Raw genomic sequence first — 12,863 nt, 5'->3', positions numbered from 1 at the left:
TAATGGCTATTTGGAATACGGGTGAAAAAAATGGTTTTTGGAAGGGCGGAAGGATTGTAACACCACATGGCTACGTATTAATTAGGGTTGGAAAAGACCACCCTTGCGCTGATACAAGGGGTTATGCCTATGAACATAGACTTATTGCTGCTGAAAAAATAGGACGACCTCTTATGAATAGTGAGAAGGTCCACCACATTGATGGGAATAAACAAAATAATTCTCCCGAAAATTTAGAGGTATGTACTTCGTTGGCTGACCACAAAGCCAAACATCGTACAAAATGCATGGATCGTAAATTGCCTAATCAAGAGAATATAGTCATATTTTGCGCCTGCGGGTGTGGGAACACATTAAACAAGTTTGATGGTTATGGGCGGCCCAGAAAATACAAACATGGTCATTCCAGGAGAAAACAAAATGTTTGATACAAATCGCCATGGGTTCGGTGCCAAAGAATGGTCTGAACATAGTGTAAATATTCAAATAGGATGCGCTAACGCCTGCATCTATTGTTACGCTGCCCATAATGCCAATCGTTTCAACCTACGCCCCCGTTCGGAATGGGCTATGGAGGAATTTACCAAGCGCTCGGCCATGACCTCTTATCCGGCCCGCGATGGCGTTGTGATGTTTCCCAGCAGCCACGACATTACGCCCTTCAACGTGAACGAGTATATCCGTGTGGCGAGGCTCATTCTCTCCCGGGGTAACCGCTTGCTGATCGTCTCCAAGCCGCGTTTGGATTGCATCCGGGAGGTCATATCGAAGCTGGCCGAATGGAAATCTCAAATTATGCTCCGGTTTACCATCGGCAGCATGAATTCCGACACCTGCGCGTTCTGGGAGCCCGGCGCACCATCTCCGCAGGAGCGCATCTCCTGTCTCCAGGAGGCGTACTCGGAGGGCTTCCGTACTTCCGTCTCAATCGAGCCTATGCTGGGCGGTATCAATGCGGCGATCTCCGTTGTGGATGCTGCGGCTCCCTTCGTTACGGATACCATCTGGATCGGTAAGATGAATAAGGCCCGGCTGCGCGTTCCTGCCGAGTATGCCTATGCCGTAGATTCTATCGTGATGCTGCAGGGGGACGAGAGGATCATGGCCTTGCATCGTCGCTACTCCGATTGTCCGGTGATCCGCTGGAAAGACAGCATCAAGGAAGTGGTGGCTCGCCATGGCAATTGAACAGGAACGTCACAGGCTGATGGCCGAAAAGCTATTTGTGGAGGTGCAGCAGGGGCGTGTCCACGACGATAACGACGAGACGTTTATCTGTGACGTCCGGGGGCTCTTAACACATGGAAAAATCCTATCTGAAAAGCGGGCCGCATATCTGGAGCGGCTATTTGAAAAATATTAGGGAGGGATGGATTATGACAAGAGAGGAATTGGCGGCACAGTTGGATGGTAGCGAGTATCCGCTTCAGTTGTCTCGGGAATTGAAAGACCAGATCAAAGCTGCCGGGTTGGTGGTTGTCTATGGGGCTTCTGACGACCTCATGGAGTTCGACGGCGCCCTTTATGACGAGTTCGGCTGTTACAATGGCGGCCATGCGCTGCTCGATGCTGCCGGGCTCCTGCCGGATTGGGAAAATGTAAAAGATAGCGAGACGGAGGCTTACGCTCTCTGCAAGCGTCGCCCCTTTACCCGCTCTATCAAGGCCATCTGGGGGCAGGGGGATTACTCCTGGCAGTACGAGACCGATATCCCCCACGTCACGTTTGAGATTATGGAGGATGGCGAGAAGTATTGCCGGGGCATGGTGTTCGAACTGTCGGCCCTGGTTGTTCCCGATCCGGCCCAGGTGGCGGAGCAGTTGCAAAAAGCTGTCGAGTTCGCCGGGTATATGGCGACGGCTGCGGAGCATTACCAGACCTGCGCCAATAGGCATTTTACGGCTTGCGATTGCGAGGATCCAGACCAAATCGAGAAAACGGGGGCTGTCATGGGTGACGCCTATAACGCTTTGACGGAAGCTATCTTCGAGTTCCGAAAGAGGCTGCCGGCATGAGCCCACATCCTATGCTTGATCGTCTGGAATGCTCGCATGAGGAGTACATGGCGGATCTGGCTCTCACTGCAAAGTACGTCCCTGATGTGCCACTTGGATGGGATGCTATGGCCAACCGCGTTTTGCCTGGGGCTCGGGCCTTCCGCCGAAAGGGCGACAAGCTCTATGTTCTGTTCACCGCATCCCATTGGCCTGGTGACGACCGTATCTGGATCCACGTATCGGCATCTTTCCCGAATAAAACCCCATCGTATCAGGATATGGCCGAGGTGAAGCGGCTATTTGTGGGTGAGGATCGGAAGGCCATGCATATCTTCCCTGCCCGGCAGTACCACGTCAACATCCATGAGCATTGCCTCCATCTGTTCTCCTGCGTGGAGGGTGACGACGGCCTACCGGAGTTTGGGGCATTCGGTTCGATTTAGCCGCATCATTCTAGCGGGGTGGCTTCTCATGCCTGTAAGTGATGAACAAACCACACAGGAGGCACATCATGTCCAGACTCGTAACGATAGTAAATACGAATGATTACCGGCGTTTTATAATTAACCCAGGCACCAGCTACAGGCGCACTGCCCAATGGATAGCTGATGATTTTGCCTCCGCAGTCCAAGCTGGACATGACCCGAAAACGCTGGACAAATTGGTTGTTGTGAGATTGCCGCGCCGCCTCAGCCGTGATTGTCGTTGGTCGTGCAATCGGTGAGAGGCGACCGCGGCGAAGGGGCCGGGCGCAAGTCCGGCTCTCATAAACCTGGCACCATGACCATGTTTTATATCCGAGCCCCAGTAGCCACGAAAGAAGCACTCTCGTAGGATACTGACGGTAAAATCTTCGTGTACTGAAAGGATATTTATGCATCTCAAATCAATAAATCTCCGCGGATTTCGTGGGTTCCTCTCCGGCATCGGGGCGGCGGAGGTGTCGATCAACCTGGAGGCTTTGCCCCCTGGTCTGATTGCCATCTGCGGCCCGAACGGCGCCGGCAAAACGACGCTTCTGGATAACCTACATCCGTACCGCATCCAGCCCTTCAAAATCAGGAAGGCCAAGGATTGGTCACCGGGGGCGTTTTCCTATTACGACCAGTGCTACGGCTCTGATGCCCGCAAGGAACTGGTGTTCGATATGGGCGGCCAGACGTACAAGTCGCTGATCATGATCGACGCCGACCGGAAAAAGCAGGAGTGCTATCTGTACTTCCTAGACGTTGCCGGCACATGGCAGCCGATGAACGATGGAAAAACGAAAACGTATGACGAGGCCATCGAGAAGGTCTGCGGCTCCCCGTCGCTGTTCTTTACCTCCATCTTCCGCTGTCAGGGGGCCAAGAACCTTTCCGACTATTCCCGGTCCGATATCATGGGGATCCTGTCCGAACTGCTTAACATCGACCATATCCGCGACCAGGGCGACAAGGCCCGTCAGGTGGTCAAGGAACTGACCGCCCGCATTAATACGCACCGGGCTCTGGCCGATGCTTTCCGGGCGGAGATCGAGGATGCTGATCGGGTGCAGGAGCAGATATCCAACCTCGACGTTTGCATTGCCTCCGCCAATACCGATCTGAAGGTGGCCAGGACGTCGGTCGAGAAAACCCTGGGCGACCTGCAGGCGGCAAAAGAGCGGCAGGCTTCGGCCACGTCAGAGTTGGCTCGCAGAACTCAGTTGGAAGGGACTCTGGCAGATACCTCCAACCGGCACCATGCCGCCATACAGGAAATATCCAGAGAGTTCCTTGCTCTGGAAAAACAGTCCTCGGACGTGACGCAGAAAAGTAATCGGGAGAGCGCCGACGTCGAGGCGGCCCTGGCCCGCTCGAGGAAGATCGCCGGAAATGCGACCGAGCTTCGGGAGAAGGCGGCCCGGTACGAGGCTGTGTCGGCCCAGATCGAAGACCAGCGGCGGGAGGTCGCTGGCTTCGAGCCTACCCGGGATTATTTGGCCCAGCGTCAAAGGTCCATAAGCGGCGCCAAGCTGGAACTGTCTGGCTTGAGTAACCGCCTGCAGCTTCTGGTATCCGCTCGGAACTCCGCCATGGATAAGCTGTCGGTCGAGATCGCATCGGCGAAGCGCGACTCTGCCAAATTGCAGGGGCTGGATTGCCATGGTGACGGTTCCGGTTCTCTCAATGACTCCTGCCGGTTTATCTCGGATGCCGTGAAGGCTCGTGACGGGCTCCTGGGGTTGGAGGCCCAGCGCGAGGCTCTGGTGGCTCCTGGCCAGGACGAGATTGTCCTACAGCAAAAGATTGATGTCATGTCCGCAGTGACCGATGCCGACGAGAGTGCCTATGGTTCCGACTTTGCCGCATTCCAAGAGCAGAGCGCTGGCGCTGCCCGGCTGCTGAAATCCATGGAGGACGAGCTTGCGGCTTTGGCACCATGGCACAAGCTGGTTCCCGAACTGGATATTGCCGAGGTTACGATCAAAAAAGGCACGGAGGACTTGGAGCGCATCTCCCGGGAGTCGGCGGCGGCGCTCGCCGATCTGGATAGCCGGATATCCGCCTTGCGCGACAAACAATCCCGGCTCGTTTCCGAATATGAGGCTGCCAAGTTCGCTCTTGAAGCCCAGATATCGGTGATCGAGGTAGACGTGGATATCGCTAAACAGGTGCTGTCCCTGGAACAAGAATATTCCCGTGCCCAGGCCGCCATGACCTCTGCCGAGTCTCTGCTCCGTGGGCACGAACTGCAGCGGGCCGGCCTGCTGTCAAAGGCATCCAGTGCGGACAAGGCCCGTGGAGAGGTGGAAAAATCCGAGGCCGAGATTGCCCGTCTGAATTCCTACGTGTCGTCCTTCTCGGTTTTGGCAAAGGCGTGCTCAAACGACGGCATCATAGCGCTCGAACTTGACGACGCGGCTCCCACTATTGCCTCCATCGTGAACGACCTCCTGCGGGCTTGCTACGGCTCCAGGTTCTCTATTCGGATGGATACCCAAGCGCAGAAGGTGGACGGTGGGACCAAGGAGGCTTTCGATATCGTCATAATCGACTCGGAAACGGAAAACGAGCGGTCGATTACCGAGTGCTCCGGGGGGCAGATAAGCTGGATCGAGGATGCCATTACCCGCGGCATCTGCCTGTTCAACATCCACCGTTCCGACCGGGCCTACGACACCCTTTACTCTGACGAAAAAGACGGAGCCATGGACCCGGACAAAAAAATGGAGTTTTACCAGATCAAGCGGGAATCGTTGCGGACGGGTACCCACTCCCGGGAGTTCTTTATCACGCAGACTCCCGAGATGATGGACCTGGCGGACGCCCGTATTGTTCTGGGTAATGGCGGCGTATCGGTGGACGCGAGGTGATGGGCATGAGCTTGTGGATGCGGGCTCTGGTGTTACTTCTGGGATGGGTTGTCGGGTTGCTGCTCCTGCATTCTTCAGTAGGACTCATGGATAGTAGCTTGGCAATCTCCATCATCCAGGTTACCAATTCAATATATTTTTGCTGTGGTCGTAATAAAAAATGAATGGAAGGACGGAGTAATGGAAAACGCAAAGATTTTCGCGGAAGTTCTCGACCCGAAGGCTCTGGAGCAGTTTGAAAGCGCGATGGCCCAGCCCTTCAGCGTTAAGGGCGCGCTCATGCCTGATGCCCATGCCGGCTACGCGCTCCCCATTGGTGCTGTCGTGGCGACAGATGGGGTGATCGTGCCTTCCTGGATTGGCTACGATATCGGCTGTGGCATGTGCGCAGTTCACACCACGTTCTCCCGTTTCGCGGTGACGGTAAATGCCCAGAACATTTTCGACGCGATCTACGAGAATATCCCGGTGGGGTTCTGCCATAACAACCGGGATTCGAATTGGGATTATTTGGACATTCCTCGTACCTCAGTGCTCTCCGATATTTTTGCCAAGAATGGCCTGCGCCAGCTTGCTAGCCTTGGCTCCGGAAACCATTTTATCGAGGTCGGCTATGATACTAATGACGCGGTCTGTATCATAGTCCATTCAGGGTCGAGAGGCATCGGCCACGCTGTTGCGACCCACTACATGAAGCTGGCATCCGGCGACGGGAAAGCCCGAGAGGGGCACTTCGGGTTTTCCGTGGGCTCGCAGAACGGCCAGGACTACATCTCGGACATGAATTTCTGTCTCGCTTTCGCCCTTGAGAACCGCATCCAGATCATCGAGCGCGTCTGCCAGGCCATCGAACAATTCTGCGGCGGCTGGCGCGACCCCGAGTGCATCAACCGGAACCACAACCATGCCGAGTTCAAGGATGGCCTGTGGATCCACCGGAAAGGGGCGACACATGCCGAGGCTGGTATGATGGGGGTGATCCCCGGGAACATGCGGGACGGCTCTTTCATTGTCCAAGGGAAGGGCAATCCTGACGCGCTCTGGTCAAGTTCTCACGGTGCTGGCCGGGTGCTGGGCCGCAAGGACGCGCAGCGCACGCTCTCCATGGATCAATTCGGAGAGACCATGCGCGGCATTGTCGCCAAGGTGGACGCTGATACCCTGGACGAGTCGCCGTTTGCTTATAAGGACATTTTCGAGGTAATGCGGCAGCAGTCGGACATGGTGGAGATCAAGCAGCATGTCCGACCGATCATAAACATCAAAGGGTAGTTTCTATGGAGGGTGGCGGCCTACATTATAGGCCGCCACCATGCCCATAATTGGCTATTTGGCTGCAAAGAAAATTGCCACGATGCTGAGTAGTACCGCCCCGGCCCCGGCTGTAAACCATGTCAGTCGGGAGGGGGCCTGCGTTTCCGCTTTTATCCTGGCCTTGTCCGCATCGGTATAAAGAGCCTGGAATTTCTCCGCTTCCTTCTTGTAGATCCCCTTGTCTTTCTCCAGTCCGTCCACTTTGGCCGTCAGCGCGGCTTCGTTGCTCACCAGCAAGGCCCTGTCCTTGTCGCACAGGCTGTATTTTTGCTGGTACGCCGCTGCGGCCTGCTTGTTGTACCGCAGATCGGTCAGCAGCTTGGTTGCGGTACTGTACTGGAAAAAAATCCCGGTTTCAGCGCGTAACGACTGAGCAGGGATAACCGTCAGCGCGAAACATATCAGCAAGGCGCTGGCTATCCCCTTGAGTTTGTTTTTCGATCTCATTCTGCATGTCCTCCTTGATCGGCACCTTTATGGCCGCCTCTTGTTTTTTGATCTGCTTCCGTTGGCTGTTGTTGTCAGCGATGGTCTTATCGAGCTTCGGGTACTCGACGGCCTCCCGCTGCTGGACCTCTCCATTCGCTGCCGTCACGGTGCTGATGGTGTTCTGCCTGCTCTGGGTTGCCTGTATCGTCGTCACCTGGGCTTTGGCGACCGTCCAGCGCCATGATATGAAGCAGACGACCACTATCAAAATGCCGATGGCTATCTCTTTCCAGTATTGTTTGATGGTTTTCATTTCCTGTATTTCTCCGCTTTTTTGAAGATCAGCGCCGGGTATTCGTTGACCGCTTTCCACATCGGTCTGCCGTACAGGAGGGTGGTTTCCCCCGGCGTGTGCGCCTGGTCTAGCCCCCCGGTCCACCGATCATGGGGAATGCCTTTAGCTATGGCATAGGTCCGGCGCTTCATGACCCGGCCAAGGCCGGCATTGTAACTAACCAGCGTAGCCTTCCATCCTTCGGCATCGTCCCGCATCCATTTTCTGACGTTGTTCCACGAGGTTTTATCCTGCAGCACCAGGAACGCCAGTTGGTTTTCAGGGTTGTATGGATCCTTGCGCCAGTCCCATTTCCGGAGCGGTTTCATGGTGACCGCGGACTTGAATATGTTGAAATTCTTGGTTACGGTCATCTGCACCAGGCCATAACCATCCTCGCGGGAGGTGTGCAGGTGCGCTTTGGGGTTCCATTCGCTTTCCTGCTCCACCTGCCCGCACGGGATGTATTGCATCGGCGCCGCCTGCCAGTATTTTGCAAATGAGCTTTGCAGTACCGGCCCGTATGTCGCATATCCGCCAGCGAACGCCGTTGTGGCTGTGAGCAGCAGCAGTATGACTATGCTCAATCGTTTCATGTGGCCACGACGTAGAGGACCACGCAGATCAGCAGAATGAGCGCCTGGAATACCTTGGCCGCCCCATCGGGTGATGCAACTGCCGATGCGTAAATGTCGGGGAGGTTGATGTCGGGCAGGATCCCCCACTTGTCGGTGATCCCGATAATGAACAGGGTCATGAGTAGCACGAGGCCGACGACGCCGGTGGTGAACAGTGCCAGTTGCAGGCTGGCAAAATTCGGGGTAAAACACAGGCCGGCAAGGACTACAATAATCAGCGGTAAAAATCTTTTAATCACGGCTTTTCTCCTTGTGCTTTGTGGATCTCGCTGGCTCCGTCCGACTTTTTGAAAAAATCGGAGCCATGCGCAAAAACCAATGTCAACATCATGGTAATCAGCGCTACGACTATGTTGACCGCTATCGCGCTGATCGTTCCTCGGTCCTGCAGGCTCTTGGCTGCTTCCTGCCCATGTTCGACTCCCTGGCGCTTGATGCATTCCGTTTGGATTGTCGAAATCTTTTCGAGTTTCAGCTTGAGCCTGGTGATGTCATCTCCGTGTTCGTCGATGCGTTCCCAAAACTCCCTATGTTCCTGGCTGTCCCGAAGCTGCCGGTCGTTGATCAGCGTCAGTTCGGTGAGCGCCTCTGCGATTTTCGGCAGGGCACCCTTTATCTCGGCCACATCCTGTTGCACATGGCCGACCGCCAATCGTAATTCCTCCATCTCGCCCATCCTGGTGTTCTCCGGTCGTTTGTAGTTTTTTGAGTATCAGGCCGTGAGGACTCTGATTTTTACATCGAACCGACTATGGTGCTCAAAGTGTCCACTGTCGTGGCGGCGTCAATGTTCGTTTGCAATACAGCGTATTTCTCTCGGATCGTAACCCGGGACGCCTCGGCTGCGGTAGCCTCGGCTGCGATGGTTGCCTTTATATCCAGCGGTGCGAATTCTGCCGCTCGCTTTTTCCTGCGGATTTCGTGTGCGATGGTCTTCGATTTATCCAGATTGACTGTTATGCTCATGCCGTGTACTCCCATGCTGCCCGGAATGTCCTATCGGTTGGTATGTCTGCCGAGTCTACTATCTTGAATGCCTTCCCTGCCGGGACGTCTTTGGCTGCGATCTGCTCAATAGTCAGGCCGCATTCAAGAACGGGTATAATTACTGCTACTCCACCATCGTCAGTTGGGTAAATAATCCTACTTGCCATTTTTAACCGTCCTTTTTTATCTCAATACGGCCAGAAATATATATGCAGCATCAACTGGAGAACCTGTGTCATTGGCTATAAAAAATCTAAAACTAGAATTGTACGGGGTATAGTTGGTATTAGCCTTTCCGAACGGGTTAACTCCAATTAGGCCATAAGCCCCATTTACCTGACCAGCAGTTGCTAGTACGGCATACAGATTGTCGATCATGTTAGACTCAAAGTTGAATGTAAAATCACCGACGCCATTGTCTGTGATACTGGATACATTCAATCCTGTGCGGATGGCAACTGTACCAACACTAGTGAAGTTAACCCAGGCTTGTATGTTGTACGAGCTTGCCGCCAAAAATTGCGATGCATAATATCCGCCTACGGTATTTGCGTTTCCTGCCGACGCCGCATAATTGACCGATTGGCTACCAATATTGCTGGTGGTGATTGCCGTTGACGCCGGCTGGTAATAGCTCGATGCCTGGCCATTGAGCCGCCCTGAGTCGCTGGCCCATGAAGCCGCAGCTACCGATTGGCTCCCTATATTCGATGTAGTGATAGCTGTGGAGGCCGGCTGGTAATAACTCCCATGCTGACCATCGAGGGTATCTGCGTTCCCCGCACTTGAGGCTGATCCTGCCGACGTCGCATAATTGACCGATTGGCTACCAATGTTGCTGGTGGTGATTGCCGTTGACGCCGGCTGCCGGGTATCGATATCGCTTTGCAGTTCTGCCAGGGCGGAGTTGAGATTTGTGGATGTCAGGTTCCCGTTGGCCGCCGTAGTGATCGTGTTGTTGGCTGCGACAATAGTCTTGTTCGTCAGCGTCTGGGTATCGGTCGTACCAACTACGGATCCTATGACGCCGTGTACACCGGCAGTGGCCGATGTATGCGACGTCAGGGTGTCCTTCAGGTATAGCGTCCGGTTTGCGAGCGCTTGCGGTGCGGTATCGAGCAGGTCTTGGGTGATGATGTCACCAGTAGCGGGCACCGAAACCGCAGCCGTCCAGGTTGATACTTCTGTCAGATTTAACATGAATGCCTCGTATGCTATGCGCTACACGTTAGGGAAACGTCATAGTCCAATCGACCTGAATTTTGTACGCTGCGCTTTTTGTGATGGCGGACACGATAAGGTGTGCGAACATCTTTCCGGATGCACTCAGCAGCCCTAGCTCAGTGTATGTGTAGCTGCCACCGTCTGTGGCTCCCATGGTGGCCGAAAACGTCACCTGATTGTATGCCGGATAACTCGTAGTAACCGCCGCAGAGAACTGCTGGGCCTGCATCGCTGTGTCCGTGGACGTGACCGCCGCAGTGCCGGTGCCGAAGGCGATGGTGGATATATAATCGTTCAAATAGTTGGCATCATGCGACAGCAGTTTTGCAAGGATGGTCTTTCCGACGTTGACGACAAGGTTGTGATCATCCCACACGACTTCCCGTCTGCCATCGTTATAAATCTTGGTGATAACTACGTTACCAATCACTTTTATAAATTCTTCCACTCTATCCTCCGTAAACGGACAAGGCTGCTACCGTGTTATCTGATGCGTTTAATTTTCTAACGACGACTTGCTCCAGCATTGGGCCATTGATCCCCACCTTAAGGTTGGGGGCTCCCACCACATGCCCGGCTCCAACGTAAATCATGCCGGGTATCAGGGTATCGCTCACAGCAGCATTGGTTGTAACGAGTATCGTTTCCGAGATGCTGATCGATTCATTCGGAGCGATGCTTTTTCTCAATGGGGCATCCATAAAATAAGTGCCGCCAGCCCGATAAGTGGCGGCTACGGTCTTGATTTTTGCTATGAGCGCGGTTGCCTCGGTACTGGATAGGTCGTTTGGGATCGACATATCCAGCAAGAACCGGCACGGTGCCAATGATTGCTGGCTGGCGTCCATCTCGTCGAGGTGGCTCATGGCGTCCAAGAAGTTCACATCGACGCCGAGCGCGTCCTTAACCAGTTTCGACATCGACAGGTTATTTGCTTTGATGGCCGTTATTTCTTTGATCGCCCGGAGCAAATAATCGCTGTCGCTCTCCCCGTCGTCCCGATACACTCCACAGTGGTCGCGGAACCATGTATCGGCCCATACCCCCGTTGCCGAATGCATATAGGCACACTGCTCCGCCTGGTCTGCGTTGCTATTTTGTTCTTCCAGCGCCCAAGCGTATGTCTGCATCTCCAACCATGTCATGTTGGTCGGGTAATATAGGCTCGTTGATCCGGACACGGTCTGGCTGTTGATATCGAGTATCCCGCGGGCAAGTTTACCGGCGTAGCTGCTATCCAGAAGCGTTGCGCTGATACCGCTGATGGCATTCATCGCCGTTATCGCCTCGGCTACGGTAATACTGGAAATGTCGATTATGGTGGCTGCCGTGGCTGTCGTTATGGAGATCTTCTGCTTCGCTATCGACAGCGTGATCTGGGCCGCTGGCGTCAGCGTAGCAATGGCTTGGTTGCCAGGCTCTTTGTTAAATACCCGGTTCAGTCGTTTGAGCAGGCTACGTATCATGATGCGGTCACCGTCTTTGTGCCGGGCAGGTACACCTGGTTGGCTGCGGGCGTCATATCTGCGGTGGGGGCTGAAATCACCGCATTGTAAACCCCGCTTATCCCCATGATGCGCTCCACCATCTCATTGTAGATGAACGCCTTGCCGACTCCGAGGCTGTTAACGTAGGTGTCGATGGTGCTTTTCACCGTGGATATGACTGTTGCGGAGTCGTATCCCGTTTGCAGGGTGATGGCGACACTGAAATTGATCGCCGTCTCGGTAGCCGCCATAACGGTGACCACGACGCCAGCCGCTTTGTATCCCGCCACAATCGTCCCATCCGTATTGGTGTATCCGTCGATGATCTTTTGGGTCGCGGCAACCAGGGCCGCGCTGGTCCCTCCCGTGCCGTTGTAAATATACAGGTTAAGCAATCCTGCAGGCTGCGTGGTGTTGGTGATGAATAGTTCTTCCACCACGGCGTCTGATACCGAATCGGTGGTTATGCCCGACGCATCATAGAGGGCTGCGGTAGTCGCCCCGTAGACCAATGCTGCTGGTGTCGCTCTGGACAGAGACGAGATGTAATTTAGGAACCGGATCCGGCGTTCTTCTTCTGTTTCCTTTTCAGTTCCGCCTGTCGTTGCTGATGTGTTGGTGCATGCCGTCGCCGACGAGGACGAGGCAATTTTGGTTATCTGGCCGGCTGAGACATTGCCGGCAGTCCCGGCCACACTACATTCGATATGTGCCGTTACGCTGGTGTTGCCGTTCGTAATGTATGCATCGTCGGTGGTTACGAACGTGACGGCGTTTTCAGCCGACGACGGGTCGGTGGAGACGATGGTCCCTTTGGCAATCAGGGTATCTTTTGTGACCGCTGTTCCTACGCTGAAAACCACGTACCCGGTAGATTTCTGCGCCGATTTTAGGGTAAAGGAAAACGCACGGTAGAGGGATATCGGAATCGCTTTTTTGATCGCCTGGTAAAACGATAGATCGCGGGATTCCATCTCGACGGCAACCGTCTCGAATTTTGACCGGATCTTGGACCCTTCGGTGAAGTCGGTTATTGCCGAGCAAATCCCGGTGAACCATGTCTTCATCCGCGAGTATCGCGTCTCTGCTGTTACGATTTCGAATGCCATGATTTTA

18 protein-coding genes are annotated in these 12,863 nt (G+C 54.4%); 7 read left to right on the top strand and 11 right to left on the bottom strand.

Annotated features, from left to right (window positions below):
• The first annotated feature begins 2 nt into the window (after positions 1-2).
• The 7 genes from ET418_RS15545 to ET418_RS15515 all read left to right on the top strand — a co-directional run bounded on the left by ET418_RS15545 (position 3) and on the right by ET418_RS15515 (position 6,606).
• Positions 3-428, top strand: coding sequence for an HNH endonuclease (locus ET418_RS15545; RefSeq protein WP_149309149.1), 426 nt, complete (start codon positions 3-5; stop codon positions 426-428).
• Positions 421-1,188, top strand: a complete 768-nt coding sequence (locus ET418_RS15540) for a radical SAM family protein (RefSeq protein ID WP_149309147.1) — start codon at positions 421-423, stop codon at positions 1,186-1,188. The genes ET418_RS15545 and ET418_RS15540 overlap by 8 nt, the downstream gene beginning before the upstream one ends.
• Positions 1,178-1,363 (top strand): hypothetical protein, encoded by a 186-nt coding sequence (locus ET418_RS15535; RefSeq protein ID WP_149309145.1) that lies wholly within the window; start codon positions 1,178-1,180, stop codon positions 1,361-1,363. Before ET418_RS15540 ends, ET418_RS15535 begins: the two co-directional genes overlap by 11 nt.
• 13 nt (positions 1,364-1,376) lie before the next feature.
• Positions 1,377-2,015 carry a hypothetical protein gene (locus tag ET418_RS18230; RefSeq protein WP_188055626.1) on the top strand — a complete coding sequence of 213 codons (639 nt, stop codon included), beginning with the start codon at positions 1,377-1,379 and terminating at the stop codon, positions 2,013-2,015.
• 47 nt (positions 2,016-2,062) lie between these two features.
• Positions 2,063-2,440, top strand: a complete 378-nt coding sequence (locus ET418_RS15525; protein ID WP_149309143.1) for a DUF7694 domain-containing protein — start codon at positions 2,063-2,065, stop codon at positions 2,438-2,440.
• 431 nt (positions 2,441-2,871) lie between these two features.
• Entirely contained in the window at positions 2,872-5,334 is a 2,463-nt protein-coding gene (locus ET418_RS15520; RefSeq protein ID WP_149309141.1) for an AAA family ATPase, read from the top strand.
• A gap of 180 nt (positions 5,335-5,514) precedes the next feature.
• Positions 5,515-6,606 carry an RtcB family protein gene (locus ET418_RS15515; protein ID WP_149309139.1) on the top strand — a complete coding sequence of 364 codons (1,092 nt, stop codon included), beginning with the start codon at positions 5,515-5,517 and terminating at the stop codon, positions 6,604-6,606.
• 54 nt (positions 6,607-6,660) lie between these two features.
• Here ET418_RS15515 and ET418_RS15510 read toward each other — a convergent pair whose 3' ends face one another.
• The 11 genes from ET418_RS15510 to ET418_RS15460 form a co-directional block, all read right to left on the bottom strand.
• Complete coding sequence (locus tag ET418_RS15510) at positions 6,661-7,095, bottom strand: hypothetical protein (protein ID WP_149309137.1); 435 nt, start codon at positions 7,093-7,095, stop codon at positions 6,661-6,663.
• Complete coding sequence (locus tag ET418_RS15505; protein ID WP_149309135.1) at positions 7,004-7,390, bottom strand: hypothetical protein; 387 nt, start codon at positions 7,388-7,390, stop codon at positions 7,004-7,006. The genes ET418_RS15510 and ET418_RS15505 overlap by 92 nt, the downstream gene beginning before the upstream one ends.
• Positions 7,387-7,884, bottom strand: a complete 498-nt coding sequence (locus ET418_RS15500; protein WP_188055624.1) for a transglycosylase SLT domain-containing protein — start codon at positions 7,882-7,884, stop codon at positions 7,387-7,389. Before ET418_RS15500 ends, ET418_RS15505 begins: the two co-directional genes overlap by 4 nt.
• Before the next feature lie 119 nt (positions 7,885-8,003).
• Positions 8,004-8,288, bottom strand: a complete 285-nt coding sequence (locus ET418_RS15495) for a hypothetical protein (protein WP_149309131.1) — start codon at positions 8,286-8,288, stop codon at positions 8,004-8,006.
• Positions 8,285-8,725: a hypothetical protein gene (locus ET418_RS15490; protein ID WP_149309129.1), complete on the bottom strand. Its 441-nt coding sequence runs from the start codon at positions 8,723-8,725 to the stop codon at positions 8,285-8,287. Before ET418_RS15490 ends, ET418_RS15495 begins: the two co-directional genes overlap by 4 nt.
• A 59-nt stretch (positions 8,726-8,784) precedes the next feature.
• Complete coding sequence (locus ET418_RS15485; protein WP_149309127.1) at positions 8,785-9,015, bottom strand: hypothetical protein; 231 nt, start codon at positions 9,013-9,015, stop codon at positions 8,785-8,787.
• Positions 9,012-9,203 carry a hypothetical protein gene (locus ET418_RS15480; RefSeq protein ID WP_149309125.1) on the bottom strand — a complete coding sequence of 64 codons (192 nt, stop codon included), beginning with the start codon at positions 9,201-9,203 and terminating at the stop codon, positions 9,012-9,014. The genes ET418_RS15485 and ET418_RS15480 overlap by 4 nt, the downstream gene beginning before the upstream one ends.
• Positions 9,204-9,219: 16 nt before the next feature.
• Positions 9,220-10,236 (bottom strand): hypothetical protein, encoded by a 1,017-nt coding sequence (locus tag ET418_RS15475; RefSeq protein WP_149309123.1) that lies wholly within the window; start codon positions 10,234-10,236, stop codon positions 9,220-9,222.
• 28 nt (positions 10,237-10,264) lie between these two features.
• A complete protein-coding gene (locus ET418_RS15470; RefSeq protein WP_149309121.1) occupies positions 10,265-10,708 on the bottom strand; it encodes a phage tail protein in 444 nt (147 codons plus the stop codon).
• A 1-nt stretch (position 10,709) separates the two neighbouring features.
• Positions 10,710-11,726 carry a hypothetical protein gene (locus ET418_RS15465; RefSeq protein WP_149309119.1) on the bottom strand — a complete coding sequence of 339 codons (1,017 nt, stop codon included), beginning with the start codon at positions 11,724-11,726 and terminating at the stop codon, positions 10,710-10,712.
• Positions 11,723-12,856: a baseplate J/gp47 family protein gene (locus ET418_RS15460; RefSeq protein ID WP_149309117.1), complete on the bottom strand. Its 1,134-nt coding sequence runs from the start codon at positions 12,854-12,856 to the stop codon at positions 11,723-11,725. Before ET418_RS15460 ends, ET418_RS15465 begins: the two co-directional genes overlap by 4 nt.
• Positions 12,857-12,863: the final 7 nt, after the last annotated feature.

The sequence above is a fragment of the Oryzomonas rubra genome (assembly GCF_008369015.1).
GTDB lineage: Bacteria > Desulfobacterota > Desulfuromonadia > Geobacterales > Pseudopelobacteraceae > Oryzomonas > Oryzomonas japonica.
Note: the sequence above shows the minus strand (reverse complement) of the source record. Positions and strands in the feature narration are given on the sequence as shown.

Coding starts and splice junctions, on each gene's coding strand:
- ET418_RS15545 (WP_149309149.1), top strand. CDS start 3: ATGGCTATTTGGAATACGGGTGAAAAAAATGGTTTTTGGAAGGGCGGA.
- ET418_RS15485 (WP_149309127.1), bottom strand. CDS start 9,015: ATGAGCATAACAGTCAATCTGGATAAATCGAAGACCATCGCACACGAA.
- ET418_RS15475 (WP_149309123.1), bottom strand. CDS start 10,236: ATGTTAAATCTGACAGAAGTATCAACCTGGACGGCTGCGGTTTCGGTG.
- ET418_RS15500 (WP_188055624.1), bottom strand. CDS start 7,884: ATGCAATACATCCCGTGCGGGCAGGTGGAGCAGGAAAGCGAATGGAAC.
- ET418_RS15510 (WP_149309137.1), bottom strand. CDS start 7,095: ATGAGATCGAAAAACAAACTCAAGGGGATAGCCAGCGCCTTGCTGATA.
- ET418_RS15460 (WP_149309117.1), bottom strand. CDS start 12,856: ATGGCATTCGAAATCGTAACAGCAGAGACGCGATACTCGCGGATGAAG.
- ET418_RS15540 (WP_149309147.1), top strand. CDS start 421: ATGTTTGATACAAATCGCCATGGGTTCGGTGCCAAAGAATGGTCTGAA.
- ET418_RS18230 (WP_188055626.1), top strand. CDS start 1,377: ATGACAAGAGAGGAATTGGCGGCACAGTTGGATGGTAGCGAGTATCCG.
- ET418_RS15535 (WP_149309145.1), top strand. CDS start 1,178: ATGGCAATTGAACAGGAACGTCACAGGCTGATGGCCGAAAAGCTATTT.
- ET418_RS15465 (WP_149309119.1), bottom strand. CDS start 11,726: ATGATACGTAGCCTGCTCAAACGACTGAACCGGGTATTTAACAAAGAG.
- ET418_RS15505 (WP_149309135.1), bottom strand. CDS start 7,390: ATGAAAACCATCAAACAATACTGGAAAGAGATAGCCATCGGCATTTTG.
- ET418_RS15520 (WP_149309141.1), top strand. CDS start 2,872: ATGCATCTCAAATCAATAAATCTCCGCGGATTTCGTGGGTTCCTCTCC.
- ET418_RS15525 (WP_149309143.1), top strand. CDS start 2,063: ATGGCGGATCTGGCTCTCACTGCAAAGTACGTCCCTGATGTGCCACTT.
- ET418_RS15490 (WP_149309129.1), bottom strand. CDS start 8,725: ATGGGCGAGATGGAGGAATTACGATTGGCGGTCGGCCATGTGCAACAG.
- ET418_RS15480 (WP_149309125.1), bottom strand. CDS start 9,203: ATGGCAAGTAGGATTATTTACCCAACTGACGATGGTGGAGTAGCAGTA.
- ET418_RS15515 (WP_149309139.1), top strand. CDS start 5,515: ATGGAAAACGCAAAGATTTTCGCGGAAGTTCTCGACCCGAAGGCTCTG.